The organism is Acidicapsa dinghuensis (assembly GCF_025685685.1).
Taxonomy (GTDB): domain Bacteria; phylum Acidobacteriota; class Terriglobia; order Terriglobales; family Acidobacteriaceae; genus Acidicapsa; species Acidicapsa dinghuensis.
Map to the genome: position 1 here is coordinate 824,416 of NZ_JAGSYH010000002.1, position 25,870 is coordinate 850,285.

Annotated in this window: 19 protein-coding genes; 6 read left to right on the top strand and 13 right to left on the bottom strand. The window is 57.3% G+C overall.

Going from position 1 to position 25,870, the window contains the following annotated elements; translation table 11 throughout:
• Window positions 1-47 precede the first annotated feature (47 nt).
• Entirely contained in the window at window positions 48-872 is an 825-nt protein-coding gene (locus tag OHL22_RS07120) for a sugar phosphate isomerase/epimerase family protein (RefSeq protein ID WP_263334825.1), read from the top strand.
• Window positions 873-881: 9 nt separating this feature from the next.
• Here OHL22_RS07120 and OHL22_RS07125 read toward each other — a convergent pair whose 3' ends face one another.
• Entirely contained in the window at window positions 882-4,352 is a 3,471-nt protein-coding gene (locus tag OHL22_RS07125; protein WP_263334827.1) for a protease pro-enzyme activation domain-containing protein, read from the bottom strand.
• A 223-nt stretch (window positions 4,353-4,575) separates the two neighbouring features.
• Between OHL22_RS07125 and asnS the strand changes: the two genes are divergently transcribed.
• Entirely contained in the window at window positions 4,576-5,931 is a 1,356-nt protein-coding gene (asnS, locus tag OHL22_RS07130) for an asparagine--tRNA ligase (RefSeq protein WP_263334830.1), read from the top strand.
• A gap of 19 nt (window positions 5,932-5,950) precedes the next feature.
• Here the strand turns inward: asnS and OHL22_RS07135 are convergent, their stop codons facing one another.
• The 11 genes from OHL22_RS07135 to OHL22_RS07185 all read right to left on the bottom strand — a co-directional run bounded on the left by OHL22_RS07135 (window position 5,951) and on the right by OHL22_RS07185 (window position 20,283).
• The gene (locus OHL22_RS07135; RefSeq protein ID WP_263334831.1) at window positions 5,951-7,744 is read right to left on the bottom strand and encodes an amidase; all 1,794 of its coding nucleotides are present in this window, start codon (window positions 7,742-7,744) and stop codon (window positions 5,951-5,953) included.
• A gap of 169 nt (window positions 7,745-7,913) precedes the next feature.
• Entirely contained in the window at window positions 7,914-8,501 is a 588-nt protein-coding gene (gene frr, locus OHL22_RS07140; protein WP_263334833.1) for a ribosome recycling factor, read from the bottom strand.
• Window positions 8,502-8,736: 235 nt separating this feature from the next.
• The gene (gene fahA, locus OHL22_RS07145; RefSeq protein WP_263334835.1) at window positions 8,737-10,026 is read right to left on the bottom strand and encodes a fumarylacetoacetase; all 1,290 of its coding nucleotides are present in this window, start codon (window positions 10,024-10,026) and stop codon (window positions 8,737-8,739) included.
• The gene (locus OHL22_RS07150; protein WP_263334837.1) at window positions 10,017-10,859 is read right to left on the bottom strand and encodes a hypothetical protein; all 843 of its coding nucleotides are present in this window, start codon (window positions 10,857-10,859) and stop codon (window positions 10,017-10,019) included. Before OHL22_RS07150 ends, fahA begins: the two co-directional genes overlap by 10 nt.
• A gap of 28 nt (window positions 10,860-10,887) precedes the next feature.
• Complete coding sequence (hmgA, locus tag OHL22_RS07155) at window positions 10,888-12,183, bottom strand: homogentisate 1,2-dioxygenase (RefSeq protein WP_263334839.1); 1,296 nt, start codon at window positions 12,181-12,183, stop codon at window positions 10,888-10,890.
• An 11-nt stretch (window positions 12,184-12,194) separates the two neighbouring features.
• Entirely contained in the window at window positions 12,195-12,947 is a 753-nt protein-coding gene (locus tag OHL22_RS07160; RefSeq protein ID WP_263334841.1) for a phenylalanine 4-monooxygenase, read from the bottom strand.
• A gap of 38 nt (window positions 12,948-12,985) precedes the next feature.
• On the bottom strand, window positions 12,986-14,146 hold the full coding sequence (gene hppD / locus OHL22_RS07165) for a 4-hydroxyphenylpyruvate dioxygenase (RefSeq protein WP_263334843.1): 1,161 nt from the start codon (window positions 14,144-14,146) through the stop codon (window positions 12,986-12,988).
• 299 nt (window positions 14,147-14,445) lie between these two features.
• Window positions 14,446-15,351, bottom strand: a complete 906-nt coding sequence (lipA, locus tag OHL22_RS07170; protein WP_263334846.1) for a lipoyl synthase — start codon at window positions 15,349-15,351, stop codon at window positions 14,446-14,448.
• 21 nt (window positions 15,352-15,372) lie between these two features.
• The gene (locus OHL22_RS07175; RefSeq protein ID WP_263334848.1) at window positions 15,373-16,983 is read right to left on the bottom strand and encodes a M50 family metallopeptidase; all 1,611 of its coding nucleotides are present in this window, start codon (window positions 16,981-16,983) and stop codon (window positions 15,373-15,375) included.
• Window positions 16,984-17,161: 178 nt separating this feature from the next.
• Window positions 17,162-18,136: an oxygenase MpaB family protein gene (locus tag OHL22_RS07180; RefSeq protein ID WP_263334850.1), complete on the bottom strand. Its 975-nt coding sequence runs from the start codon at window positions 18,134-18,136 to the stop codon at window positions 17,162-17,164.
• A 26-nt stretch (window positions 18,137-18,162) separates the two neighbouring features.
• Window positions 18,163-20,283 (bottom strand): S9 family peptidase, encoded by a 2,121-nt coding sequence (locus OHL22_RS07185; RefSeq protein WP_263334852.1) that lies wholly within the window; start codon window positions 20,281-20,283, stop codon window positions 18,163-18,165.
• A gap of 110 nt (window positions 20,284-20,393) precedes the next feature.
• Here OHL22_RS07185 and OHL22_RS07190 point away from each other — a divergent pair, with 110 nt between their 5' ends.
• The 4 genes from OHL22_RS07190 (at window position 20,394) to OHL22_RS07205 (ending at window position 23,275) form a co-directional block, all read left to right on the top strand.
• Complete coding sequence (locus tag OHL22_RS07190; protein ID WP_263334854.1) at window positions 20,394-20,672, top strand: type II toxin-antitoxin system Phd/YefM family antitoxin; 279 nt, start codon at window positions 20,394-20,396, stop codon at window positions 20,670-20,672.
• Window positions 20,669-21,073: a type II toxin-antitoxin system VapC family toxin gene (locus tag OHL22_RS07195; RefSeq protein WP_263334856.1), complete on the top strand. Its 405-nt coding sequence runs from the start codon at window positions 20,669-20,671 to the stop codon at window positions 21,071-21,073. Before OHL22_RS07190 ends, OHL22_RS07195 begins: the two co-directional genes overlap by 4 nt.
• Window positions 21,074-21,139: 66 nt before the next feature.
• A complete protein-coding gene (locus OHL22_RS07200) occupies window positions 21,140-22,096 on the top strand; it encodes a DsbA family protein (RefSeq protein ID WP_263334859.1) in 957 nt (318 codons plus the stop codon).
• Between the two features lie 90 nt (window positions 22,097-22,186).
• The gene (locus OHL22_RS07205; protein ID WP_263334861.1) at window positions 22,187-23,275 is read left to right on the top strand and encodes a SurA N-terminal domain-containing protein; all 1,089 of its coding nucleotides are present in this window, start codon (window positions 22,187-22,189) and stop codon (window positions 23,273-23,275) included.
• 217 nt (window positions 23,276-23,492) lie between these two features.
• On the opposite strand, the gene OHL22_RS07210 is transcribed toward OHL22_RS07205, so the two are convergent.
• The gene (locus OHL22_RS07210; RefSeq protein ID WP_263334863.1) at window positions 23,493-25,592 is read right to left on the bottom strand and encodes a radical SAM protein; all 2,100 of its coding nucleotides are present in this window, start codon (window positions 25,590-25,592) and stop codon (window positions 23,493-23,495) included.
• Window positions 25,593-25,870 lie beyond the last annotated feature (278 nt).

Consider the following 25,870-nt stretch of genomic DNA (forward strand, 5'->3'; position numbering starts at 1 on the left):
AATGGAGATAACGCCGCCGGTCCGGGGCGTCCGGGGGTCTTGACATCATGCTGCGATGCCTTTCGACGCACCTGTTTCTGAAGGAGCGTCTGCATCCTGGGCTGTTAGAGTTCGTCGGCCGCAGCGGAGCTCAGGCTGTTGAGATTTTTGCCGCCCGCCAGCACTTTGATTACACCAGCCGCGAACACGTGCGTGAGCTTGGCGACTGGTTCGCATCCGATCCACTCGAACCCTGGTCGATGCACGCGCCGCTCTTTCCCGATCGCGAGATGGGCCGCGCTGGTGCGCCTGCAGTCAATCTGATCCATCCGGAAAAATCACGCCGCATCGACGCCATGGACGAGGTCAAGCGCGCTCTCGAAACAGCGGAACATGTCCATTTCAAAAACATGATCATTCATCTGGGAGAGAAGACGGATTCCTGGTCGCCACGCACTATTGAAAACGCGATGACGGCACTAGAACATCTGGATGCTTTTGCCCAGCCGCTTGGCGTGCGATTGCTGGTGGAAAACCTAACCAATGAGCCGACGACTCCTGAGCGCTTGATGGCGATTCTCGATCTCGGTCATCTGACGCGCATCGGTATCTGCCTCGATCTGGGCCATGCACATATTGCCGTGGGCATTCCTGAGGCGATTTCGGTGCTCGGGCCACGCATCGGATCGGTACATGTTCACGACAACAAGATGGTGCGCGATGAACATCTGTGGCCCGGCGAAGGCACCATCGACTGGCCTGCCACAGTGAAGTTGCTCAAAGTGCTGCCTTGCATTCCAGCCTGCGTGCTCGAAATTCAAGCTACGCCGGCCGATACTCATGCCGGCATTCAGGACAAGATGCACGCCGCGTTCGATCTGCTCGAGATCTAACACTGCCATCTAAAGCCGTCGCACGGCTGGCCGCAACGCGGCGAGAATCAGTTGCTGCCTGAAGCTATATTGTGTTCCCGACACGGCATCGCGGGCGGTTCCTGAGATCGTCACCTGCGCATTCCCACTGTGAGTCCCATCGTTAACGAGGCCGAGTGGAACAACAGCTGCGCCTGCTGCGTTGATCGTTGGTGTTCCCCATACGGCGGTAACTCCGTCGGGCAATCCTTGTACGGAAAAGCTGAAGTCTGAGGTATTGGCTGTCAGCTTTACTCCGCCTATCGGAGTCAGCGTTAGGTCGATCGTCTGCATAGCGGTAGGTTGCACCGTAATCTGTGCCGGTGATATCGCTGCCGATACAGCGGGAGCTGCCGTTACCTGAGCAATCAGAGAAATTGCTGCGGAGATACCGTCTCCTGTTGCGGTAATGCGGATGGTGCTGCTGGAGAGCGCCTCGCCTGTGGAGGCTTTGAGCGTCAACACGGACTGTGTTGCAGTTGAGCCGCTCTTTGCGAGAGAGTTGCTGCTCCATGTGGCCGACATGCCCAGCGGCATGCCGGTTGCTGAAAGCATGACGGAGCCGTTGAACGATCCTCCTGTAGTCACGGTGATCTGCGCCGTACCGGATTGCCCCTGAACCATGGCTACCTTGCCCGTGCTGGATGCCAGGGTCAGGGTGGGCTGGACGCGTGTCACATTCAGTACCAGCACCGCGTTGGCGGCATAGCTTTTGCCGCTCACAGAGTCAGGAACAGAAACCGCGATACGCGGCTGCGTGGATGTGGAGGCCGCAGTAACGCTGCCGGTGAGGGTAAGTTTAGCCTGCAGTGCGCCCGCGGCGGTCAGCGTTGGAGTGCTCCAGCTTCCTGTAATTCCGCCCGGCAGCCCGGTTACAGTGAAAATCGCGCTGGAAGCGCTGGAGGCAAAGGAGACTCCTCCAACCGGCGTGACCGTCGCGGTGACTGTTGCGCTCGACATCGACTGCATGCTCATCGATGCTGGAGAGAGAGCGAGGGTGACTGCTGGAGCCGCTGTTACCTGGAGCGATAGTGGAGCCTGTGCCGTCAGGCCGTCGCCGGTAGCAACGATTTCGAGCCGCGATGCGCTCACAGCCGCAGTTGTCGAAGAACGCAGCGTGAGCGTGGAGGCCACGCTGCCGTCACCTGAGGGAGAAAAGGAGCCGTTGGTCCAGCTTGCTGTAACACCTGTGGGCAATCCTGATAGAGAGAGACTGACAGCACCTGACCATGTACCTCCGATGGTGGTCGTCACCTGCACAGCGCCCGACGCGCCTTGCGTCACCTGCACTGTGCTCGCACCGAGCGCAATGGCCAAGGTGGGCTTTGCCGCGACCGTAATGGAAACTGTTGCCGTAGCCGTCATCGTGACGCTGGTTCCGGTGATGACGATGCTACCCACCGATGCCGTCGCTGTGCTGCTCACCGTAATGGTGGCCGTGGTACTTGCGCCGGCGCTGACATTCGCTGGGCTGAACGCCACCGTAACGCCACTCGGGGCAATGGCTTTGAAGCTGATGGTTCCTGTAAATCCGCTAGTAGCGCTGGTTGCAACGGTGAGCGAAGCTGCTTTGCCCGGTAGCAGCGATTCGCTCGATGCCGACGCTTTCAGAGTGAATCCCTTCGCCGTGTTCGTGCCTCCGGAGGGCCAATCACCAGCGAGCGAATTCGCATTGACGGAGCCGAGGCCGGTCGCGAGATTGTAGACCGTTCCGGTGGCGTTGAATCCTGTCACCCCAGGAACCGAATTGTTGCCAGTTGGCGTCGGATGAAACGGACTCTGGCCTGAGCTGGCCATGGAATAGAGCGTGGGATTGACATTGCCCTGGCCAGTGCCGCCCAGCTTCTGCTCCACCACGGCCATGATGCCTGCGAAGGAAGGTGATGCTGCCGATGTGCCGGCGATTACCCACCATGAGCCATTCTCATTGATCAGGTATCCGTCATGGCTCGCGGCGGTTAGCGCTATATCGGGAACGGCGCGCTTGCCTCCACTGCTTGCTCCGGCTATGCCCTGCTGCCATGTGGGTTGTGCATACGTGATACTCTCCCCGCCGGTCGAGGCCCAGAGACCCGAACCGCCGTCGCTCGCGCTTTCATTCCAGACTTTTTCCGGGATATAAGAAAGAGCCGAACCACCGCCCGATCCGTTGGTGCTCGACCAGTAGGCAGCTGTATTCGATCCCTCATTGAACTCGGTGCCACCGACGCAGGTGGAGTAGGGAGAGCTGCAGAGGCCGTTGACGCCCTGTTGCATGCCCGTCGTAGATGAGCCGGAGTTGCATCCGGCTGCGCCGCTGTCCCCGGAAGATACGAACGAAGTCATGCCTTCAGCGGCGGCTTGTTGCCAGAGATTGTTGTAGAAGACCAGCTCCGACGCACCCATATAGGCTTCGCAGCTACCGTAGCTGGTGCTGACGATGTCGGCTGTTTTGTGGTTGACGATGTACTGGGCTGAGAGATCAACACCGTCCGTGGTGGCAGTCGAAGCTCCGACAACGAATGTTACGGAAGCTCCCGGCGCAGTTGCGCCCGACCACTCCACATCGAGCGTCGATTCGTCCTGATCGCCTGAGACGAGGCCTGGATTGCTTCCTTCCAAAACCACTGAGGGTTGATTAGCCGTGAGGCCTGACCCGCTGCGGAAGGCACTGATATCGCTTAGATTGATGTCGCTGCGTCCGACAATTGCAATGGAGACGCCACTGCCATTTTCACCAGCGGTATATAGCGGATTCAGGTTGTAAATGGTCGCGTAGTCGGCGGGAAAGAGATAATGCACACTGCCCTGAGTATTCTGAGGTTGCGCCACCTGTGCAATGCGGTGGGTGCTGGATGTGCGTCGGAAGTCGTGAAGCGAAAGAATGCCTTGAACAACGCCTGCCATGGCCTGTGGAATCTCGGGGTCTTGCACATTGGCCAAGTGGATTGCGCCGCGCACATTGAAGTGGTGCATCTCGGTGTGAAATGCTTCGGCAACCTGTCCTGCAGTACCGGAAAAGACGATCGCACTGCGACCTGCTGGAACAGGTTCTACGAGGAAGCCATGTGCTGCAAGCCACGTAGCGATCTGCGCTACATCGCTCTCTGACGCTCCAAACCGGCTGCCGAATTCGTGCGGCGTGAGCCACTGGTGATAGAGCGGCGATGCAGGGTCCTGCTGGGCTGCCGTGAGCGCATTCAGATCGGCCTGCTGCGCTGAGCTATGGCCCAGCACCAGCACCATACGGTTGAGCGGCGTTGCATCAGTCACTATTCCCAAGTCGTAGCGGGCCTGTGCCAGCGGATGTACATTCCCTTCGAGCACTACTTGGTCTGAATCGACAATCGGGTGAGTGATCCTGGCCTGCGCTGTCATGAGCGGTGCGCTTTGAGCAATTGCCGGTGAATTGATTGCGAACAGGAGAAAAAATACTGCGGGGGCGATGACGGAAAATGGGGACAGTTTTACCGAGTGCGTCATAGTGTACTTTCGGGGTGTACCTTCGGGCCAGATTAAGCACATTGCGCGCAGAACGCATTTGCCATCCGCGTGCCACGAAGAGATCCGCATGAGCTTTCCCATACCGCATCGGCTGAAAACAGCGATCGCATGAGCGATCTTTCAACGCGAAGGTAACAAGCGGCGGAGCGCGAGACGGAAGGGCCCGCAGCCATTTATCCTGAGAGGGCAAAGAAAACCTTTTATGTCTGATTCCGCTGCATCTCTCGCCCCTTCGTCCGCACCAGTGACAACCATTACCGAACTCGGCAAGCATGACGGCCAGATCGTTACGCTGCATGCCTGGCTCTACAACCTTCGCGAGAGCGGCAAGCTGCTGTTCCCGATCTTTCGCGACGGCACCGGCACGGTGCAAGGAGTGGCCCACAAAGCCGGCGTTGCGCCCGAGGTTTTCGAGGCTCTCAAAGGGCTCACACAGGAGTCGAGCGTTGCCGTGACAGGTAAGGTTCGCGCCGACAAGCGCGCGCCAGGTGGCTATGAGCTCGATGTGCAGGGTATTGAGGTCGTGCAGCGCGTGCCAGAATCCAACCCTTATCCGATCACCCCAAAGGAACATGGCGTCGAGTTCCTAATGGAGCACCGGCATCTTTGGGTGCGGTCGCAGCGGCAGGCGGCGATTCTGCGCATCCGGGCGGAGATCATGCGCGCCGCAGCGGAATATTTCGACACCAACGGATTTGTCCGCACCGATCCGCCGATCCTGACCCCGGCGGCCTGCGAGGGCACGTCAACACTCTTTCCGGTGGACTACTTTGGCGATGAGGCGTACCTGACGCAAAGCGGCCAGCTGTACATCGAATCGACCGCGCTGGCGCTGGGCAAGGTCTACAGCTTTGGCCCGACCTTTCGCGCGGAGAAGTCGAAAACGCGCCGTCATCTCACTGAGTTTTGGATGATTGAGCCGGAGGTTGCGTGGTGCGATCTTGACGGCCTGATGGAGCTGGCGGAGAACTTCATCGCGCATATCGTGCAGTCGGTGGTCGCAAAACACCGCTTGGACCTTGAAACGATTGGCCGCGATATCACGAAGCTAGAAGCAATTCACGCGCCCTTCCCGCGACTTAGCTATGACGAGGCCGTAGCGATGCTCAACCAGGCGCACAAGGACGGCCATCTCGAGCAGCCCTTCGAATACGGCAACGACTTTGGCTCGCCGGACGAAACCTGGCTCTCGAATCAATTCGACAGGCCGGTGATGGTGCATCGCTATCCGGCAGCGGTGAAGGCGTTTTACATGCAGCCCGATCCGGTGAATCCGAAATATGCACTGTGCGTTGACGTGCTCGCGCCTGAGGGATACGGCGAAGTCATCGGCGGATCGCAGCGGGTGGATAGCTACGAACTGCTGAAGAGCCGCATCGAGGATCACAAGTTGCCGCTCGAGGCTTTCCAGTGGTATCTTGATCTGCGCCGCTACGGTTCGGTGCCGCATGCGGGGTTTGGCATGGGCATCGAGCGTGCGGTGGCTTGGATCTGCGGGCTCGATCATGTGCGCGAGACGATTCCCTTCGCGCGCACGCTGAACCGCATCTTCCCTTAAAACTTTCGCACTTCTCGATTTAGAATCCCGGCGGGCGCTGGCTGGCGACGGCGAACTCGCGTTCGAGAAGCAAGCCAGCCTCGCAGAGCAGACCTTCATCAAAGAGGCGGCCAATCAGCGTCACGCCATGCGGCACACGGCGTGGCGGTGAAAACTTCGGCAATGGATGCTGCGGATCGGGAGCCCAGTCGCTGCGTGCCTCGCTCACTTCGACAAAGCCCGCTCGGAGCGTCAGCGACGGATGCCCTGTGTTGTTGGTGATCACCAGCATCTCATCGCGCAAAGACGGAACGAGAAGCAGTTGGACGCGGGAGAAGACGCGTTCCATCTCCTGAGCGACTTTGCGGCGCATGCGGTCGGCCTGCACAAAATCGACCGCGGAGAGGAAGCGCGCCTGCCGGAAGCAGTTGGGCCAGGCATCGGGTGTCTGCGCCTTTAGTTGATCCACTAATCCGCTCAGCGTGAGCTCTTCAAAGGCTGCTGCGGCTTCGGCAAAGAGGATCAGGTTGAGAGAGTCATACGGCCAGTTCGGAATCGATACTTCAACCAGCTTCATGCCCAGCCGTTTCACCGCTTCTAACGCAGCGCGGTCCACATGGGTCGCTGGCGCCTCTTTCATCCATTGAGGAAAGTAACCGACAGTTACATCATGCATCTGTGAGGTTCTCGCGTTGAAAGCCAGCCTTGCCGAGCCGGTGGCGGCCGCAGCAATGCTGGCCAGATCTCCGGAATCTGGACCTGAGATCGCATTCAACACCAGTGCCGTATCCTCAACGCCGCGCGCCATTGGACCCAGCTTGTCCAGCGACCAGCACAGGGTCATTGCACCGGTTCGCGGCACGCGGCCGTAAGTCGGACGCAGGCCCGTTACTCCACAACGCATAGAGGGGCTTACGATGCTTCCGCCCGTCTCGCTTCCGATGGCAAAACCCACCAGCCCTGCGGCTACCGCTGCGCCAGGCCCTGCGCTCGATCCAGAGGAGCCCTCTTCGAGCAGCCACGGGTTCATCGTCTGCCCGCCAAACCAGATATCGTTCAAAGCCAACGCACCAAGGCTTAACTTGGCCACCAGCACCGCCCCCGCGCCATCCAGCCGCCTCACCACTGCGGCGTCGCGATCGGGGATGCGGTTGCGGTACGGCTCAGCACCGTAGGTTGTTGGAATGCCCATGGTGTCGAGCAGATCTTTCGCACCCCACGGAATTCCATGCAGCGGCCCCAGATACGTTCCCGCCGCGATCTCGATGTCGGCTTGCCGCGCGTGCCGGAGCGCACGTTCGCGAGTCAGTGTGATGACACAGCGCAGTTTGCCGTCGAACCGCTCCAGGCGGTCCAGGTAAATCTCGGTCAAACGGGTCGAGGTTAACTGTTTCGAACGGATCCAGTGCGATAGCTGCCATACAGGCGCGAAAGCAATGTCCGCATCGTTGCTGGGAAGCGGCAGATGTGGATCGTCGCTGGTAATGAGAGTGGTCGAAGCGTCCACTCCATTGAGCGACATTCCCGGAAGCACGGGATTCCATTGCGTCGCTGGCGCCAATGTGTCTTCCAGTTCCAGATGCTTCGGTCCGGTGCGGCGTTCGTACAGCGGAGCCATCTGCTGACGCCAGTTAAGTGCCGCCTGTGCCTGATCTTTTGCCGTCATCTCTATCTGCACAAGCTTCTCAGCTTCGGCTAATGTCGCTGGCGATACCTCCGGCCCCACGGCTGGAGTCGTACCGAAAGCCGTCGGCGCTCCGGGTGTTGCGCTCTGTCCGTTCGGCAACTGGCCGGAAGGTGTCTGCGCCTGCAATGCCGCTGCCAACGCACTCATGGCACTGCCTACGAGAAAAGTCCGGCGAGAAGAGTGCTGGGATTCGTCCGTCAAGGAATGCCACCTCTCTTGCTATGCGAATGAACCCATCCTATCCGCCTAGCCAGCTTTAGAGACAATAGAGGCCGCCTGTACGGCGGCCTCTGCGTTGCATTTCGTAGAACGAAGACTACACCTGCATGATATCGGCTTCTTTTTTCCTGGCTGCCTCTTCCATGCGCTTGATCTCTTCGTTGAGCATGCCCTGCACTTCTTCCTGTGCGCGCTTCTCTTCGTCTTCGGAGATTTTCTTGTCCTTGGCGAGCTTCTTCAGATGATCGTTGCCATCGCGGCGCACGTTGCGCAACGCAGTGCGGTGGTCTTCGAGCTCCTGATTGAGCTGCTTGACCACGGCCTTCCGGCGCTCCTCGGTCATCGGCGGAATCGGCACGCGGACCATTTTGCCGTCATTCTGCGGATTGAAGCCATGCTCCGGCGCGCGCAGGGCCTTTTCGATCTCCTTGACCAGGCTGGCATCCCACGGCTGCACCAGGATCATGCCCGGTTCCGGCGCCGAAACCTGCGCAACCTGATTGAGCGGCGTGGGCGTACCGTAGTAGTCCACCCGCACCTGATCAAGCAGATGCACGCTGGCCCGGCCTGTGCGCAACGAAATCAGGTGCGTCTGAAAATCCTCTACCGCCTTATCCATCCTGCGCTTCACATCCGTGTGCAGTTCCTTCAGCACGGGGTGTCCTGCCATTAACGACGCTGCCATTTTGATTTCCTCTTCCCGCGTCCGGAACGGAATCCCTCCCGGCGCAAATGCCAATGGCTATTCTACTAAAGCTCTGACGATGGTACAGTTGCGCGAGGTCGTGCGCCCGGTCATCGCATGGTGGAAATTCTTCTTCCCTGCCGGCTCTAAATCCTGAACTTCATGAAACAGCGGGGAAAATTTCCGGGACTGGGAGGCCTTATAGCGTGATGCGTCGATGCTCGCATGAGCATCGTTACTGCTTAATTATGGCCTTCGTTATGGTTCCGGTGCATTCGCCGAATCCGATCCGAGGCAAGCCCGGTTTCTGCGCGAAGGCGCGCAGAATGACCCGGTCTCCATCTTGCAGAAACGTCCGTTGTTCTCCTGTGGCCACGCGCAAGGGCTGCGCACGGTGACGCATTTCTAGAAGGCATCCCTCCGATCCTTCCTCCGGCCCCGATACCGTTCCGGTCGCCAGCAGATCGCCCGCGCGCAGATTGCATCCGTTGCTCGTGTGATGCGTTACGAGCTGGGCAATGCTCCAGTACAAATCCCGCAGGTTACCGCAGCTTAGCCGCTCCGGCTTTATGCCCGCCTCGCGCATTTTCCGCGAATCAAGATACACCTCGAGCGTGAGATCGATTCCATCGCTTTCTTCATGCGAACTTTTCAAATAGCTGAGCGGATCGGGAGCGCCCTCTGCGCGTTTGCGCGCCGGAACACGATACGGAGCCAAGGCCTCCAGCGGCACTACCCATGGAGAAATTGTCGTTGCAAAGCTCTTTGCCAGAAACGGACCCAACGGCTGATACTCCCACGTCTGCATATCGCGCGCGGACCAGTCGTTTACGAGGCATAGACCGAAGATATGGCGCTCAGCCTCGTCGATAGAGATTGACTCTCCAAGCAGGTTTCCGGGGCCAATAAAAATGCCGACTTCCAACTCGTAATCCAGCGATTTTGCTGGGCCGAATGTTGGCTCAGCCTCAGGCGCTTTCGTTTGCCCACACGGGCGGCAGATATCGCACCCGCTGATAACGATTGACGAAGCGCGTCCGTGGTATCCGATCGGTATATGTTTGTAGTTCGGCAGCAGTGGATTATCCGGACGAAACAGCTTGCCTACGCGCGTCGCGTGATCGATGGATGCGTAGAAATCGGTGTAGTCGCCGATTTGAGCCGGAAGCTGCATCGTCGCATCACTTATGGGTAGCAGTGCTGCTTCTGTGTGCGCCTGCGTTTCGCCACTTGCACCCTGCGTGTCTAATAGCGATGTGACAAGCATACGCAGCTCGGACCAGGCGTCTGGTCCGAGCGCCATGAGTTCGTTCAGCATCTCCGACTGGCAGGCGCGCTGTATTTCTTCCGGCAGGCTCTTGAACAAGCCGCTGGATACGCATGCGTCCAAATCAAGGATCTGATCGCCGATGGCTATGCCGATGTGTGTCTGGCCGCGGTAACGAAACACACCATACGGCAGATTTTGGATAGGAAAATCCGAATCGAGTTCGTTCGCCGAGGCGAGCCAGCTTTTCACAGCCATCCAAACGCCTCTAGGTCTCTTATCGGTTCGGTAAAGGAGCATGAACCGATACTCATGAGAAAACGCTCGCGCACCTCTCGCAGTTGATTTGCGCTCCATTCCCATGAGCGCCATCGGATCGCATCAGCCGTTATGCGAAAGGCCTGCGGCGACTGCTCCTCAAGCAACTGCGTTGCTTCGTGAATATCGCCGCCAAACCAGAGAAGTGCCGAAGCGCAGAGCAAATTGATAAAACCATGCATTAAGCCAGAGTCGCTGTTCGGCTGGTAGGTGAAGCGATGCCGAGATCGTAGCGGATGATGCAGCCCTGCCGTTGCTTTGAACGCCATCCTTCTTTCCGCAAGCATCTTGAGCATCGCGGCCACAGATGCTGCCGATGGAAATGCTTCGGCAACCACGCCGCCCATCCTCAGCTTTGCACGCAGTCCTGCTTCGTTTATGGCGTCGAGGATACTTGCGTCTCTAAATTCCACAGACACTTCAACGTAAGCCGAGACATCTTTAGGAAGATGCTCCTTCAGATGCATGATTTTGCCACGATCCGCCGCTTTTATCTCAACCATCCCGATTGGCAGGCCCTCTTTAAGATAATGCCGGACCATTTCGAGATTTTCACTTGTTGCGATCACGCTTAACTGCAGGTCGTGTATCTTGTCTCGGGCTTCGCTTTGCAGCACAGTTAACGTATTGACATCGACCACCATGCAGCCCAGCGCGCATGCATGGTTTTCGTGCCTATGCGCGAGATACTCGTGGAGTGCAGTGCGCAGGTCACGCTCTGCCGGTGGAAACATTCCTGCGTAATCGAACAGACCATCGAGCGCGCACTCCATAGTGCGAGGCTGCGTCTTTATCGCTGATTCATTTGGCATGAAAGTGTTTCTTTAACCCCTGCCAGCACTCGAAGTACTCATGCTGCAAAATGCTTGTGCTCATGGCAAATTCAGTGGGGCGCACGACAAGCTGTGTCTCAAACATGAATGCCAGTGTGTTGGCAAGGTATTGAGGCTTGAGGTCGGCATTGCTGGCGCGCTCAAATGTTTCGGCATCGGGCCCATGCCCGGACATGCAGTTGTGCAGGCTCGCTCCACCGGGAACAAATCCTTCTGCCTTTGCATCATAAGCGCCAGACACGAGGCCCATGAATTCGTTCATCATGTTGCGATGAAACCACGGTGGCCGGAAGGTATGCTCCGCGACCATCCACCGCGGCGGGAAGATGGCGAAGTCGCAGTTCGCCGTTCCGGGAATCGCGGAAGGCGAGCTCAGTACCGTATAGATCGAAGGATCGGGATGATCGAATGACACAGTGTTGATGCAGTTAAACAGCGAGAGATCATATTTGTAAGGCGCATAGTTTCCGTGCCATGCCACTACATCCAATGGCGAGTGATCAATGGCCGCCGACCACAGCCGACCCAGGAACTTCGCTGTGATGTGAAACTCCCCTTCGCGATCCTCGTAGGCAGCAACGGGGGCCTGAAAGTCACGTGGATTCGCTAATCCATTCGCGCCGATCGGCCCAAGCTCCGGCAACCGGAAAGTGGGTCCATAGTTCTCGCAGATGTATCCGCGCGCCTCTTTTTCCATGAGGACGACGCGATACTTCACGCCGCGTGGAATCACACAAATCTCGCCCGGCGCAACTTCGAGAATCCCCAATTCTGTGTGAATGCGCAGCGCGCCCATCTGCGGCACAATGAGAAACTCACCGTCTGCGCTGTAGAAGAATCTGTTCTCCATGGATGCATTCGCGGCGTATAGATGAATCGCAAGGCCAGTCTGCATCGCCGGATCGCCGTTTCCGCCCAGTGTGACAACGCCGTCTATAAAGTCCGTTTTCTTTTCTGGCATCGGCAGCGGATTCCAACGAAGCTGATTCGGCGTAGTTGGCGTCTCATTGAATGGCCCACTGCGAATCATTCCCATCCCGCTCTCTTCATACGGTCTGTGAGTTACGGAAGGCCGTATGCGATATGTCCACGTCCTGCGGTTTGTTGCCCGCGGCGCGGTAAACGGTGTGCCGCTGAACTGCTCGGTGTACAGCCCCAACGGATGCTTCTGCGGCGCGTTCTGCCCCTGCGGCAATCCTCCCGCTACCGCCTCCGTCGCAAACTCATTGCCGAATCCCGATTGATAACGAATCTCTTTTGCCATTACAAGAACCCTCACAACCTGCCGCGCATCGCGCGCCGTTCTGCTTCGCGCATTGCGTCGTATATCTGATCGAAGCTATCGATGGCAAACAGCAGCTTATGCAGCTCATCCACCTTCACTGGCGTCTGCAGCACTTCATCCAGTGTGAGGTCGCGAATAGCGCAGCCTCCGCTGACTACGTTCGTGCACTCTCCATGCGAGCTGATGAGTCCGCTGCCATATACCTTGATCTCGCCGCTCTGCCGGATCACTCCGAACTCTACCGTGTACCAGAAGAGCCGCCCCAGCTTTTCAAGCACCGCGCTATCGGAGATTGCCGCGCAGACGCGTCCGTAGTGTTCGAGGAAATCGGCAAATACTGCATGCGCGTGCATCGGCACATGACCGAAGACATCGTGAAAAATATCCGGCTCCGGCGTGTACTCCATCGACTCCCTGCTCCGCAACCAGGTTGTCGTCGGGAATCGTCTTGATGCGAGCATCTCAAAAAAAGCAGGCGCGGGCAGAAACCCACTCACGGGTGTCGAGTTCCATCCTGTCCTCGGTTCAAGCCGGGCGCTGATCGAGCCAAGATGCGGCAGGCAATCCCGCTGCAGCCCGATGATCTGGAATCCTTCGAGATACTCGCGGGCTGCGTGCTTCTCAAGCTCTGGATAGACGCGCTCGACGAGCTCAGCCCACACCGCATGCTGCTCCTGTGTATAGGCTGTGTAGTCCTGGCGAATGATATACGGCTCTGCTGCCGAAAGCACTTCCGTACGCATTGCATCCTCCTGTATTAAAAGCTCAGCAACAAGCTCGACTACAGATTTCCGCGCGCCTGTTGCTCGCGTTCGATGGCCTCAAACAGCGCCTTGAAATTGCCCTTGCCAAAGCTCCTGCTTCCGCGGCGCTGAATAATTTCAAAGAACAGCGTCGGCCTGTCTTCCACCGGCCGCGTAAAGATTTGCAGCATGTATCCCTCATCATCACGGTCCACAAGAATCCCAAGCTCTTCCAGTTCTTCAAGCGGCTCGTCAATGTTGCCGACACGGCCCTGTAGTTCCGTGTAATACGTGTGCGGAACGCGCAGAAACTCTACGCCCTGTTCGTGCAGCCGGTTCACTGTATGCAGAATGTCATTGGTCGCCAGCGCAATGTGCTGCACGCCCGGCCCCGGAAAGAAGTCCAGATATTCCTCTACCTGCGATTTGCGCTTGCCCTCCGCCGGCTCGTTGATTGGGAACTTAACAAACCCGTTGTCATTTGCCATCACCTTTGACATGAGCGCCGAGTAATCGGTGGAAATATCCTTATCGTCAAAGTGCTGGTAGAGTGAGAAGCCCATCACCTTGGAGTAAAAATCGACCCACTTATCCATTTCGTGCCAGCCAACATTGCCCACCATGTGATCGACATGCAACAGGCCTGTCGGTCTTGCTACAGGATCGCTCTCAATCGCTCGATATCCCGGCAAGAACGGGCCTGAATAATTCTTCCGCTCTACAAAGGCATGGATCGTGTCGCCGTAAGCACGGATGCTAGATAGAACAACTTCTCCATACTCGTCGGCCAGCACGCGGGGCTCTTCGAAACTGATGGCGCCGCGAGCCGTCGTCTCCTGCCAGGCTTTGCGCGCATCGTCCACCCACAGCGCAACTACACGGACGGCATCTCCGTGACGATGAACATGCTGCGCTATCGGATGAGCGCTCCTGAGCGGAGTGGTGAGCACAAATCGAATCTTGCCCTGCTGCACAACGTAAGAGGCGTAGTCATGCTGTCCGGTCTCCGGCCCTGCATACGCGACTAACGACATACCAAACGCTACGCGGTAAAAATATGCGGCCTGACGCGCATTGCCGACATAAAACTCAACGTGGTCGGTCCCGTTCAGAGGCAGAAAGTCTTGCTTTTCCATTGCGGACTCTGAAGGAAAGCGCCCTGGAAACTGCGTGGAAACTGGTTGCTGCGCTGCGCTCATGCCAAAACCTCCTTACCGGGGATCGCATCAGGGAACGCGAGGAAATCATTTCCCGGCCATGCCATTGGCACCGTAAAAAGCATAGGCCTGCTGCAATAGCAGCGAAAAGGGCGCTTCAAAGGAAAAATGTAGCTTTTACTTAATAACCTTAAGCATATAAGGACTGTTATTTAAGAATTAATCGCTTAAAGCTGAGCAGACCACACCGAATGACGTTGCCCTCGGAACAAGGAGTTATCAGGAGAAATCAACCGCAGAATCGAACGGCACAAATCAACCATGCCTGGAGGGACAAGCGTTTACGCCAGCACCCGCAGCCCGGTCGAAGCCGCCTGCTCATGCGCGTGGTAGCTTGAGCGCACCAGTGGCCCTGATTCCACATGGCGAAAGCCCATCTTTAGCGCTTCGGCTTTAAGCTCGGCAAACTCCTGCGGCGCGTAGATCCGCGTCATCGGCAGGTGATCACGCGAGGGGCGCAGATATTGGCCGATGGTCAGAATGTCGCAGTGCACCGCGGCCAGATCGCGGAAGACATCGAGCAATTCATGCGTCTCTTCGCCGAGACCGACCATCACGCCTGACTTGGTAATGCCGCTCGGATTCAGCTCCTTGGCGTATGCAAGCAGCCGCAGCGTGCGTTCGTAGCGCGCACCGGAACGCACCACGCGATAGAGGCGCGGCACTGATTCGGTGTTGTGGTTCAGCACTTCCGGCTTCGCATCGACGACCACCTGGATCGCTTCCTCATTGCCCTGAAAGTCAGGGATAAGTACTTCGACCCGGCAGCCCGGCGCCTGCTTGCGGATCTCTTCGATCACCATGGCAAAGGCGCGAGCACCGCCAACCAGATCGTCATCGCGGTTCACGCTGGTGATCACGGCGTGCTGCAGGCCGAGGGTTGCGACAGCCTCGGCGACGCGGCGCGGTTCATCAAAATCGATCGGCTCGGGACGGCCTTTGGGAACTGCGCAGAATCCACAGCGGCGCGTGCAGAGATTGCCCAGCATCATGAACGTAGCTGTCTTGTGCTGCCAACACTCGCCGATGTTCGGGCAGTGCGCGCTCTCGCATACCGTATGCAGGCCCAGCGACCGCGCCAACTGCTTTAGACTGTGATAGTTCTCGCCCATGGGTGCACGCGCCTTCAGCCACTCCGGCTTTGGCGCAGGCGTCTTGCGCGCAGGCTCGATCTGAACCAGTTCCATCAACCTAATTGTAACGTCTACTCAAAATGCCGTGTCCCAGGCCGGCTGCGCGGCCTGAGGAACTGACCCCATAATGGAAAACTTAGCCGAGTACTGATCCAGCTCTTTCTGCATCAGCAGATACTTGGTCCGGTCGAAATCATACGCGCCGGCTGCCGGCAGTTGATTTGCCATGGCGGCACCGCGATGCCAAGCTGTATGCGCTGCATCGAGGCTATGTTCGCTCCATTGCAACGCGCATTCGGCAATCCAGTAGTCCACGTTGCGCCGCACATAGGTCTTGGTCTTCCGCTCCAACTCTTCCATGTCGGTCCAGTAGCGCCGTGCGGAGGCTGCGTCGCGTTTCACGTACGCCACGGCGAAGATCAGACTCGGCAACAGACTTGCTGACACCGAAGCCTGCGATGATTCGTAAACCAACTCGGCCCTGGCAAGAGCCTCGCGTGCCTGATCCATCTGTTGCCGGTCGAGATAGTGCTGACACTCGCAGAGACGGAACCGCAGCAACTGCGTCCCTTGCGCCGCCGCAGCCGCACGCTCGATGAGCTGCATATCGTAATCTGCAGGGCGCAGCGATGTGACCAAACTCGAAGAAATGAAACTTTGAGCAAAATAGATATCCGCGGCTGGCCCGCCATTCAAAAGCTGCAGAAGCCGTGCACCATCCGAATACCCTTGCCGCCTGGTACGAAAAGGCAGAAGATTGGTTGCTCCTGTAATAAGAGAAACGATCCCGAACATCAGCAGCGCGCCACCTGCGTTGACTGGCGAGTTGGGATCGAGAGTAACGGCAAGCCCGACAGCAATCAGTCCTGTTCCCAGGTTGATCGATGGACCGGCAACGATCATCAGCAGGCTCTGCCATACCTGATGTTCTGGCCCGCTGGGAACATTTCCTGTCAATCCGCCGGATGGGAATATCTGGCTCGAATCAAATTTGAATTCCCATTTGCCGTCGCGGATTTGCCAGCTGAAAGGGCCAAAGGCAAACAGCCGCAGCTTCATGCCGACACTCCATCCGCCAAAAGCATGGCCGAATTCGTGCACGAGAATGGAGAGCAGCGTCACTACTGCATATTCCGCATAGAGTACGAGCCCATGCGGATACCAGATGCCGTTTCCGCGCAGGAAGCCAATGCACCACGTCTCTCCATAGATCCAGGCGGCTGCAGCCAACAGCCACACCAAGACGTCCAAAACAGCGTTGGTGCAGTCTCCCTTGATCCGGGGCGTCTTTGCCGCTCCTGAGACGAGTGACGCACGTGAGTCCGAATTCAAAAACAAATAGAGACCTGCCGCACCGGCCGCTGGAATGATCCACGCCGCATTCACAGCCGCAGAGTGTCTTACGAATAGAAGTGGTATCAGAAACAGCAGGTTGAGCGTGCTGGCGACCACGCCCCAGATACGCATCGAAGGCCAGCCGCGCTGCATCGTGAAGAGTGCACCAGCATACACGACACCGATCGCCGAAAGGGCCACGCCAACCTCATATACGCTTTGCGGCGTAACGCGCGAATTGGGAAGCCCATGCTTCGACACGAGGTAGATCATGGCGGGCAGCATAGGCAAAAAAGTTAACGCCTGGAGTCCAAATACAAAGCGTACAAGTCTCTTGAGAATCGCCTGCATGCTATACCGTTCCTGAGTCGAGGATGACTCAGGCTAACTCGGTTATTGTTTCGTTACAATTACTCAAAAGTAAGGTGCACAGTAACACGTTGGAACGGTAAGTAACTGATTTGGCGCGTCGTTGAATGCCCGCTTTTCCCTTTTCAAGGGTTCGGCAATGCCGTGTTTCGAGACAGTTTTATTGTTCTCCAAACATCATCCGTGCCGAACCCATCCAGAAGCGATTACTGGCTCGCGTTGCAAGTCCAGGTTGCTTGTCGCACAAACGGCTCCGCGCCTCATGATACGGACCTACAAACCGCAGCACAGCGGGCATGCGCGGAACGATATGCCGCAGCCACCGCTGCGCTCGCTGCCCGGAAAGTTGCTGACTCTCATCGAATGGAAGATTAAATTCGACTCTCATCCGATCGGGCAGCCAGGCCGCGGTCAAAGCTCGATACCATCCCGGCACGGGAATCCATGATCCTTTCCCATGCAACACGTCTCCTGCCATCTGCCGGGCTACCGGATCGACTCCAAGTTGATCACCCGCCACCACGTCATGCATGTATTGAGCAAAATCAGACCATGCGCCAGGCATCGCTTCGGCAGGGATGCCGAACAATGCCGCGAGCATCTTGCTTTCGGTGTAGTACGCTTCGCGTTCTACATCGCTCAGCGGAGCCAGCACACTTTCATACGCCAGCAGGGCACTATCAATCAGCGTCGCAAAGACCCACAGCAGCGCATTCACTTCATTGGCCATGTAACGCGAGCCCCGATGGTACGTGCCTATATCCGTGGCAAGCTCACCCTCAATATGCGTATGCAGCCGGTAGAGATGATGCGAGGCTGCCATGGCCTGCTCGAAGCTGCCGAAGACCATGGTGAAGACGATGCGGAATGTATTGTGGAACCGCGCTAGCGGATCTGCTCGAAGCGTGGAGTGCTGATCGAGCGAGGCCGCAACCCATGGATGCGCCAGCTGCAGCAGCGCTGCACGGCCAGCGCCGAGAAATAGCGCCGACTCACGGTTGACTCGCCAACTGACAGAACCGGGACCGAAGATTCCGGCGCGGCGGTCGAACCCAGGCGCGGCAGCCCGCTCTTCAAGCTGCAACCACAGAGCTTCGATGTTTTCGCGCGAGACGGGCCGGAAATCGCTCCCCATATCTCCAGTCTCGCGCGTTTTCGCGACTATTGTCCCGTTTGTTTCTTTTCTTCTGGCTTGGCCGCCGGTTTCGGTGCAGGCGTCGCCGGAACATTTAGCCCCTTCACGTAGTGGTCATACCATGCCATCCACCGCTCGTAGCGGTCGCGGATAAAGCTGGGCCGGGTGAATCCGTGAAACTGTCCCGGATACACGATCAGCTCTGTCGGCACATTGAGCGCGCGCAGCGTCTGATACATTTGCTCGCCGCCAACCAGAGGCACATTAAAGTCGCTTGTGCCGCCCATGTAGAGCGTCGGGGTGTGCATACGCTTATCAGCCTCGAGCAGCGGGTAGCTCAGTTTGATGTACAAATCTTTGTTTTTCCAAGGCACGCCAAGCTCGTAGGCATACTGCTTGATGTATTCATCGACGCCAAAGAAGGATAGCGGCGCGGCCATGCCTGCTCCGCTCGATGCGCCTTTGAAGCGGTCTGTCGATGCTGTCGTGTAATCGGTCAGGATGCCGCCATAGCTCCATCCGCCAATGCCGAGCTTGTTTGGATCGGCAACGCCCATGCTGACCACCTGATCGACCGCGCCGAGCAGATCCATCACTTCCAGATGGCCCCAGTCGGCAAAGATGGCCTTGGCGTAGTCCTGCCCGCGCCCGGCGCTGCCACGATAGTTCACGTTGAGAAATGCGTAGCCGTTAGCTACAAACCACTGTCGGTCGAACGAGAATGAATGCGCATCCTGGCCGTTCGGCCCGCCATGAATGAACAGGATCATCGGCACTTTTTCTCCAGGCTTGTATCCGAGCGGCGTGGTCAGCAATCCATGAACTTCTGTGCCATCCTTGCTCTTCGAAGTGATGTCCTGCGTGGAGGCCAGATTGAGCTCAGCTTCAAGCTTTGCATTGACGCTTGTAAGCTGCCGTAACGAATGGCCTTCGAGTGCGAAAAGCTCCGGCATGTGCGTGTCATCGCTGTGCAGCAACGCGATGTGGTCGCCTTTGCAGACCATGCCCATAGCCGCGCCGGGCTCAGCCAGCAGCCGCTGCGCACTGTCGCCGTTCTGCTCCACCTCTGCTGGATACTCTGATCGATCATCGCTGGCGAGGTACAGCAGCTTGCCATCCGGCAGCCAGCACGGCTGGTTCATGGCGCGGTCATACTTTGCTGCGGGATAAGTTACCTTGCCGTCAAGCGTGACAACCGCCGCTTTTCCCTGGCTATAGAGCGCAAGCGCGGCTCCCGCACCCTGCGTATAGGCGATCGACTTGCCGTCCGGAGACCAGGCAAGATGGCCGCCATCCTGTCCATCCCATGCCGTCAACTTCTTTGCGGTTGATCCCGCCTTAGCCGCAGCCACGAAGACGTCGCTGTTATAGGTGCGGTCAGGATCAGCATCGTGGTTACTCACAAAGGCTATCGACTGTCCATCCGGCGACCATACGGCATCTTCCTCATCGACATTTTTGTCGATCGTGAGCTTGTCAAATTTCTTCGCCTCGATGTCATACAGATAGAGCGCGCTACGCTCATCGTCGCGTAGATAGCCCTCTACATCCTGCTTGAAGTGATAGCGATCAATCACAATCGGCTTCGGAGGAACGGGTTTGCCATCCTCTGCGTCAGGCTCGTCCTTTGGCTGCAGTGTCAACAGCAGACGCTTCGAATCAGGCGACCAGGTGTAGTCCTCAAGCTCATAGTCTTTGATCGCCGTGAACTGCTCCGGCTCGCCCCCTGACCGGCTCATCAACCAGACCTGGTTGCCCTTCGCCGGGCCGGTTCGCGACGAGAGGAACGAGATGTACTTGCCATCAGGACTGAACTCAGGATGCGACGCCCCTTCTTTGCCGAAGGTGATCTGACGGTTGTCTGAACCGTCCCAGCGCTCGATCCATAAATCGGAGTGGCCCTTATCCTCTTTGAAATCGGGGTGCGAAACGGAATAGATCAGCCATTGGCCATCGGCAGAAATTACCGGCGATCCAACCCGGCCGATTTTTCCCAGATCGTCGAGCGTGATGGCTCGCTTTGCCGGCGCTTGAGCGACGGCTCCCATTGAGCCGGCTAGCAGCGTAGCGGCGAGGGTAAAGGCAACGGCAACAACGGAATTCCCAATCCGGTGGCCCCGGCGAAGCAAATCAACTGTGGCAAGCATGGGGGGAGATTACCACTCCTTCCATGCCCTGCCGAAGTCTAATTTGCCGCCGAGATCGGTGGTATAATCAGACATGGTCACATGACCATGGTCATTTGGTGAGGTTTACCATGCGTACAATCCCTGCAGGTGAGTTCAAGGCCAAGTGCCTCGCGCTCATGGATGAGGTTGAATCGACAGGAGAAGTGATCGTGGTTACGAAACGAGGCAAACCCGTTGTGCGCATCGGACCAGCGAAGATCGCTCGTAAACATCAAACGCAAGAAAACGATATTTTTGGCTTTATGCATTCCCAAGGCGCGCACGCGGGCGATATCGTCGGTCCGATTATTCCAGCCGAGGAATGGTCTCACCTGCAAATCGTTGACGAGGGAGAGGAAAGCGTTTGAGCAGCATATCTCTTCTTCTTGATACACACATTATCTGGTGGCTTGGCTACCAACCGCAGAAACTGTCGGATGCATCCAGGGAAGCGATTCGCGCAGCTTCATTAAATCGAGACAGAATAGCTTTGTCTGCGGCCAGCCTATATGAATTGGCATGGCTTATCCGGCAGGGACGTCTAATTGCCGATGTTGCACCCGAAAATTTCCTCGAAGAGATCAAACGCCGGTTTGTGATTTTGCCTATCGACGGAAATATCGCGGAACGCGCTGCCTTACTGGCTAATCCTTTTCACGGCGATCCGATGGACCGCATCATCGTCACCACAGCAATTGAAACTGGCCGCCAGCTTGTCACAGCCGACCGGGCCATTCTTACTGCTAACCTCTGCGCCACTTGCTGGTAATCTTGCATGTTTCTTTGGCAAAGCCTTTTCCGATTCCTGCGATAATGAAATCAGGAAGGTATCTGCTTGTATCATTTCTCTTTGTTCTCGGCACCGCTTCTTGCCGCTCTCTCGCTCGTTGCCACCGTTGGCTGCAAAGCCCAGATACCGCCGGCAGGCACTGCCATTCAGGACCCGGCTCTTGTTCGCAAGATCGAGGTTGAGGTTCGCAGCCAGTTCAATATTCCTTCGGAGTACGACGTGAAAGTTGGCACACGGAGCCCCAGCGATCTTCCGGGCTTCGATGCGCTGACCATCACCATCTCTCACAACGGCAACGCAAACACCTCGCACTTCCTCATTTCGAAGGACAACAACACCTTGGCCCGGATGGAAAAGTTCGACCTGAACAATATTGCCGGCCAGCATATCCCGGTGGACAATCGCCCGATCCGCGGCAATCCCGATGCCAAAGTCACGGTCATCACTTTCGACGATCTTGAGTGTCCTTATTGCGCGCGCATGCACCAGCAGCTCTTTCCTGAGACTCTGGAGCACTACAAAGGCAAGGTGCGATTCATCTATAAAGATGACCCGTTGGTTGAGATTCACCCGTGGGCTCTGCATGCCGCTATAAACGCTAACTGCATCGCGGCGCAGAATGGCAACGCTTATTGGGGCTACGTGGATTACCTGCACGCCCATGGGCAGGAAGTCACCGGCCCGGACCGCGACGTGAAGAAGAGCTACGAAACACTCGACAAGATCGCCCGTGAACAGGGCAAAATCTTTAAACTCGACTCGGCCAAGCTCGATGCCTGCGTTCAGAAGCAGGATGAAACCGTGGTCCGAGCCTCGATGAAAGAGGCCGAAGACCTGGGCATCGAGGGTACGCCATATCTCTTCATCGACGGCGAGCACATTGATGGAGCACAGCCTCTGCCGCAGGTCTGGGCGGCAATCGACCGCGCCTTGCGCGCAGCCGGAGTCGAGCCGCCACCAGCCGAATCGCCGTCAGCTCCTGCACCGACGTTGGGCCACTAGGCAGAAGCGGGTTTCCGCACGGCAGGCCGGGGATTTATCCTAAAAGACTGAGGCTGCGTCAAATGAGAGTGCCAGCCCGGAGATCTCGGTTTGCCGTCAGCTTCAGATATGTATCGAACCTGCTCTTTCCCTGCCGCGCGTAAGGCCGCAGGGGTTGTTTCACTTGCTCTAGTCCTCGGCGTTGCGGGATGCCATCGCTCGCCCTCGGCTAACGTGATCGCTACCGTCAATGGGAAAGAGATCCCTGTCTCGGAACTGGACCGCGTTTACAAGCAGTCTGTGGATCCCAGTGCGCCGCCCCTCTCGCGGGAAGAGGAAGGCGTCAAGCGCTTGCAGTTTCTCCACAGCCTGATTGAAAACGAAATCCTGCAGCAACGCGCCGCAAAGCTCAATCTCGTCGCCACGGATGAAGAAGTCGATGCCAAGGTGACGGACATGAAGTCCCCTTACACGCAAGAGGAGTTCGACCAGAAGCTCAAGGAGCGCAATGAGACCCTGCAGGATCTGCGCCGCGACATCCGCAACGATCTGACACGATCAAAGCTGATGAATAAGGAAATCGAGTCGAAGATCAACGTCACCGATGCCGACATCAGCAACTACTACAATGCGCATAAGTCCGATTTCAACCTCATCGAGCCCGATTATCATCTTGCTCGTATCGTTGTCTCTAATCAGCCTTCCAAGCAGGTAGCGAACCTGCAGAACAACAAGGCCACCAACGATGCGGAGGCTAAAAAGAAGATCCAGTTACTACGCAGCCGACTCGACTCAGGAGCGGATTTCTACTCACTCGCAGCGCAATTTTCCGAGGATTCCACCTCTAGCCCTAGCGGTGGAGACATTGGCTTCATCCCTGAGTCTCAACTGCGAGAAATCCCGGATGTCTTCAACGCCATTGATAAGCTCAAAGCCGGTCAGGCCACGGATGTGCTGCCCACGTTTCAAGGCGAAGGCAGCAGCCGCAAGACGACAGGGTACGCCATCTATCTGCTCATCGAGAAACGGCCTGCAGGTCAGCGCGAACTGAATAATCCGAATGTCCGCCAAAGTATCCGGCAACTACTGCGCAACAACCATCAGCAGTTGCTGCAGCAGGCTTACATCGAGATGCTCTATGACGACGCCAAAGTCCATAACTACCTCGCGGAAGATATCTTCAAAAAGGGCGGCCTCTAGGCCGCTCGTCCGTATTTAGACATCGATAAATCCAGCTTTGCATTTGTCATCCGCTCGTCTAGTCCAATCTGCGTTTACTCTTGCCCGTCCTGCAGCTATTTCTGCAGAGAATCTGCTGCTCTCTCACATTGCCAGCAAATGCCTGACGGTGCGTGAAGCTAACAAAAAGAGCCGCCCTTCGGGGCAGCTCTTTTTGTTAGCTTAAGCTGCTTCGAAATCAGTCCCCGGCAACCGGTTCCTGCTCTTCGATGCGCTGCGCCGCAGGCTTGGCCGGAGCAATCGCATCCAAGCGAACCAGACCCTCGACCGGCTTCTCGCCGAGGACGTGCTCGCGGTAGAGACGAGCCATCTTGGCGTTTTCCGCATCCTGCTTCAACTTCTCGTCGCGGGCGCGGATCTTCTCTTCGCGGGCGTTCTTGGCGATGCCGAGCTCGTCCAGCGTGTGGTTAGCTTCGGAGTTGACGTGCTCCATGTTCAGTGCGAGCTTATGGCCCTGCTCGCCCATGCCGACCTTCTTGCCGCCAGCGAAGATCTCATGGCGTCCATGCTCGTCATACCACTTGGTGAGCGTGGCCGTCATGTGCATCTTCTCAATGATGTTGCGCCAGCCGATGCCCGTGTTGTACGCGCAGAAGCTGATCTCGCCTTCCTGCGTCGCGTACGGAATGATGCACTGCTCGGTGCGGCGGAAGTCATAGTTGAACAGATCCTGGAACCACATGCCTGCGATGAACAGGAAGTTCCAGCGGTCTGCGCGGCGCTTCTTGATATCGTCCAGCGTACGGTCGCCCTTGACGGAGCCGTAGTTACGGCCGGTTGCTCCGAAGGTCTTGTCCATCTTCTTCATCATGTCGGAGATGCGGAAGTGGGTAGGAGCCTGGAACGGATCGTAGTTGCGGAGCAGGGCCAGTCCGAAGCCGAGTACGCTCAGGAATTTACCTCGTGCCGCATCATTGACCTTTGCCAGATCTCTGGCAACCTGATCGATCTTGAGGAAGGCCGGCACCGGTGCCGCTTCCTTAGTTTCCTTGTCGATCATCAGCGCCGTGCCGATGCCACAGTTCGGGTGGCATCCGCAGGAGAGCTGCCCCCACTCGGCGGCAGGCCCATGAATCAGGTCGGCCCAGTCGGAGAAGGTGCTCATGAAGCTGATCGGGAACCAGTCGCGCGCCGGCTCGCCAAGGCCAGTCTGGCTCTTGACGTCATGCGCCAGATGGCTCAGTGTGTAACGCTGCGCATGGCGGCGCTCATCTGAAATATCTTCGTCGCGGCCTGTGAACGAAACCGGCTGGAAGCTCAGGAAGCTGATCGTCTTCGGATTGTCGAGCGCGAACTGAATGATGCGGCCGACCTGCTCGTTGTTGATGCCGTTGATGATGGTGGTCACCGGAACGATGTCCACACCGGCTTCATGCAGGTTATTGATTGCCTGCAGCTTCACGTCAAACAGGTTGCCGACCTTGCGGTGCGAGTTAGCAGCGTTGCCGATGCCGTCAAACTGAAGGTAAACGTAACGGAGACCAGCCTCCGCGGCGGCGCGGCAGAGTTCCTTGCTCTTGGCAAACTCAATACCGTTCGAGGCAGCCTGCACCGAGTTGTAACCAACCTTGCGGGAGTATGCGACGGCGTCGAGGAAGTACGGCGACAGCGTTGGCTCGCCACCAGAGAACTGCACCGACATCTGGCGGCGCGGCTTGATGGTGATGGCATTGTCAAGCATCAGCTTGATCTCATCCCAGGTCAGCTCGTGAACGAAGCCTACCTGGTTCGCATCCATGAAGCACGGGTCGCACATCATGTTGCAGCGGTTGGTCAGGTCGATCGTGAGTACCGAACCGCGGCCATGGGTCACCGTCGAGGTGCCATGGTTGTGCAGTTTCTCGTCATTGTGGGCGCGCATATCGCGGCCGGGGAAGCTCTCTTCCAAGTGCTTGAAGAAGGCGGTGTCCATCGACATCAAGTCTTCGAAGTGACCGTGAATGGGACAATCCTTCACCATCAGGATCTTTCCATCGCGCTCGATGATCTGAGCCTTGATCTCACCTACCTTCTCGTTCAACAAAACTTCGTGCGGCAGCTTGCCATCCAGAATCTGTTGGCGGATTGCCGGAACGCACTTGGGGCAGAGCGAATCGGTCGAACGCGGCCAGCCCAGAGGGGGCTTTTCCTTCTGCCAGCTCTTTAGCAGCGGCTTGTCGCTCCACTTGGGAGTAAAGGAATCGTTGGGGCTGATGCGGTTCAGGCGTTCGAATACCGCCCAGGCACCTTTGGCGGCATATACAGCGGCTTTCTCAGCGTACTTAACGGCTTTTGACATCGGCGCTCGAATCTCCTTGCTCGGCTGGTTCTGAATTGGATGTCCGGATGATCTCGGGTATTGCAAAAAAACGAACTTAACTTCTTAAAATCTGCGGCTTGGAGGAGCGGAAAGCGCTCCGACCCTGAATATGGATCGCCACGGTTATCCTAGTTCTCCCATTCCCGCAACCCAATGAAAGGACAGTGAATGGCGCTTTTGGGGGGATCAACGGTCCCAACGGTCACCGAATGGGAACTCCAACCCCGTGCTCTATACTTCGGTGCATCCTGAAACAG

What these genes read in the sequence shown, in the direction of transcription:
- OHL22_RS07120 (WP_263334825.1), top strand. Translation starts at nt 48, where the DNA reads ATGCTGCGATGCCTTTCGACGCACCTGTTTCTGAAGGAGCGTCTGCAT.
- OHL22_RS07125 (WP_263334827.1), bottom strand. Translation starts at nt 4,352, where the DNA reads ATGACGCACTCGGTAAAACTGTCCCCATTTTCCGTCATCGCCCCCGCA.
- asnS (WP_263334830.1), top strand. Translation starts at nt 4,576, where the DNA reads ATGTCTGATTCCGCTGCATCTCTCGCCCCTTCGTCCGCACCAGTGACA.
- OHL22_RS07135 (WP_263334831.1), bottom strand. Translation starts at nt 7,744, where the DNA reads ATGAGTGCGTTGGCAGCGGCATTGCAGGCGCAGACACCTTCCGGCCAG.
- frr (WP_263334833.1), bottom strand. Translation starts at nt 8,501, where the DNA reads ATGGCAGCGTCGTTAATGGCAGGACACCCCGTGCTGAAGGAACTGCAC.
- fahA (WP_263334835.1), bottom strand. Translation starts at nt 10,026, where the DNA reads ATGGCTGTGAAAAGCTGGCTCGCCTCGGCGAACGAACTCGATTCGGAT.
- OHL22_RS07150 (WP_263334837.1), bottom strand. Translation starts at nt 10,859, where the DNA reads ATGGAGTGCGCGCTCGATGGTCTGTTCGATTACGCAGGAATGTTTCCA.
- hmgA (WP_263334839.1), bottom strand. Translation starts at nt 12,183, where the DNA reads ATGGCAAAAGAGATTCGTTATCAATCGGGATTCGGCAATGAGTTTGCG.
- OHL22_RS07160 (WP_263334841.1), bottom strand. Translation starts at nt 12,947, where the DNA reads ATGCGTACGGAAGTGCTTTCGGCAGCAGAGCCGTATATCATTCGCCAG.
- hppD (WP_263334843.1), bottom strand. Translation starts at nt 14,146, where the DNA reads ATGAGCGCAGCGCAGCAACCAGTTTCCACGCAGTTTCCAGGGCGCTTT.
- lipA (WP_263334846.1), bottom strand. Translation starts at nt 15,351, where the DNA reads ATGGAACTGGTTCAGATCGAGCCTGCGCGCAAGACGCCTGCGCCAAAG.
- OHL22_RS07175 (WP_263334848.1), bottom strand. Translation starts at nt 16,983, where the DNA reads ATGCAGGCGATTCTCAAGAGACTTGTACGCTTTGTATTTGGACTCCAG.
- OHL22_RS07180 (WP_263334850.1), bottom strand. Translation starts at nt 18,136, where the DNA reads ATGGGGAGCGATTTCCGGCCCGTCTCGCGCGAAAACATCGAAGCTCTG.
- OHL22_RS07185 (WP_263334852.1), bottom strand. Translation starts at nt 20,283, where the DNA reads ATGCTTGCCACAGTTGATTTGCTTCGCCGGGGCCACCGGATTGGGAAT.
- OHL22_RS07190 (WP_263334854.1), top strand. Translation starts at nt 20,394, where the DNA reads ATGCGTACAATCCCTGCAGGTGAGTTCAAGGCCAAGTGCCTCGCGCTC.
- OHL22_RS07210 (WP_263334863.1), bottom strand. Translation starts at nt 25,592, where the DNA reads ATGTCAAAAGCCGTTAAGTACGCTGAGAAAGCCGCTGTATATGCCGCC.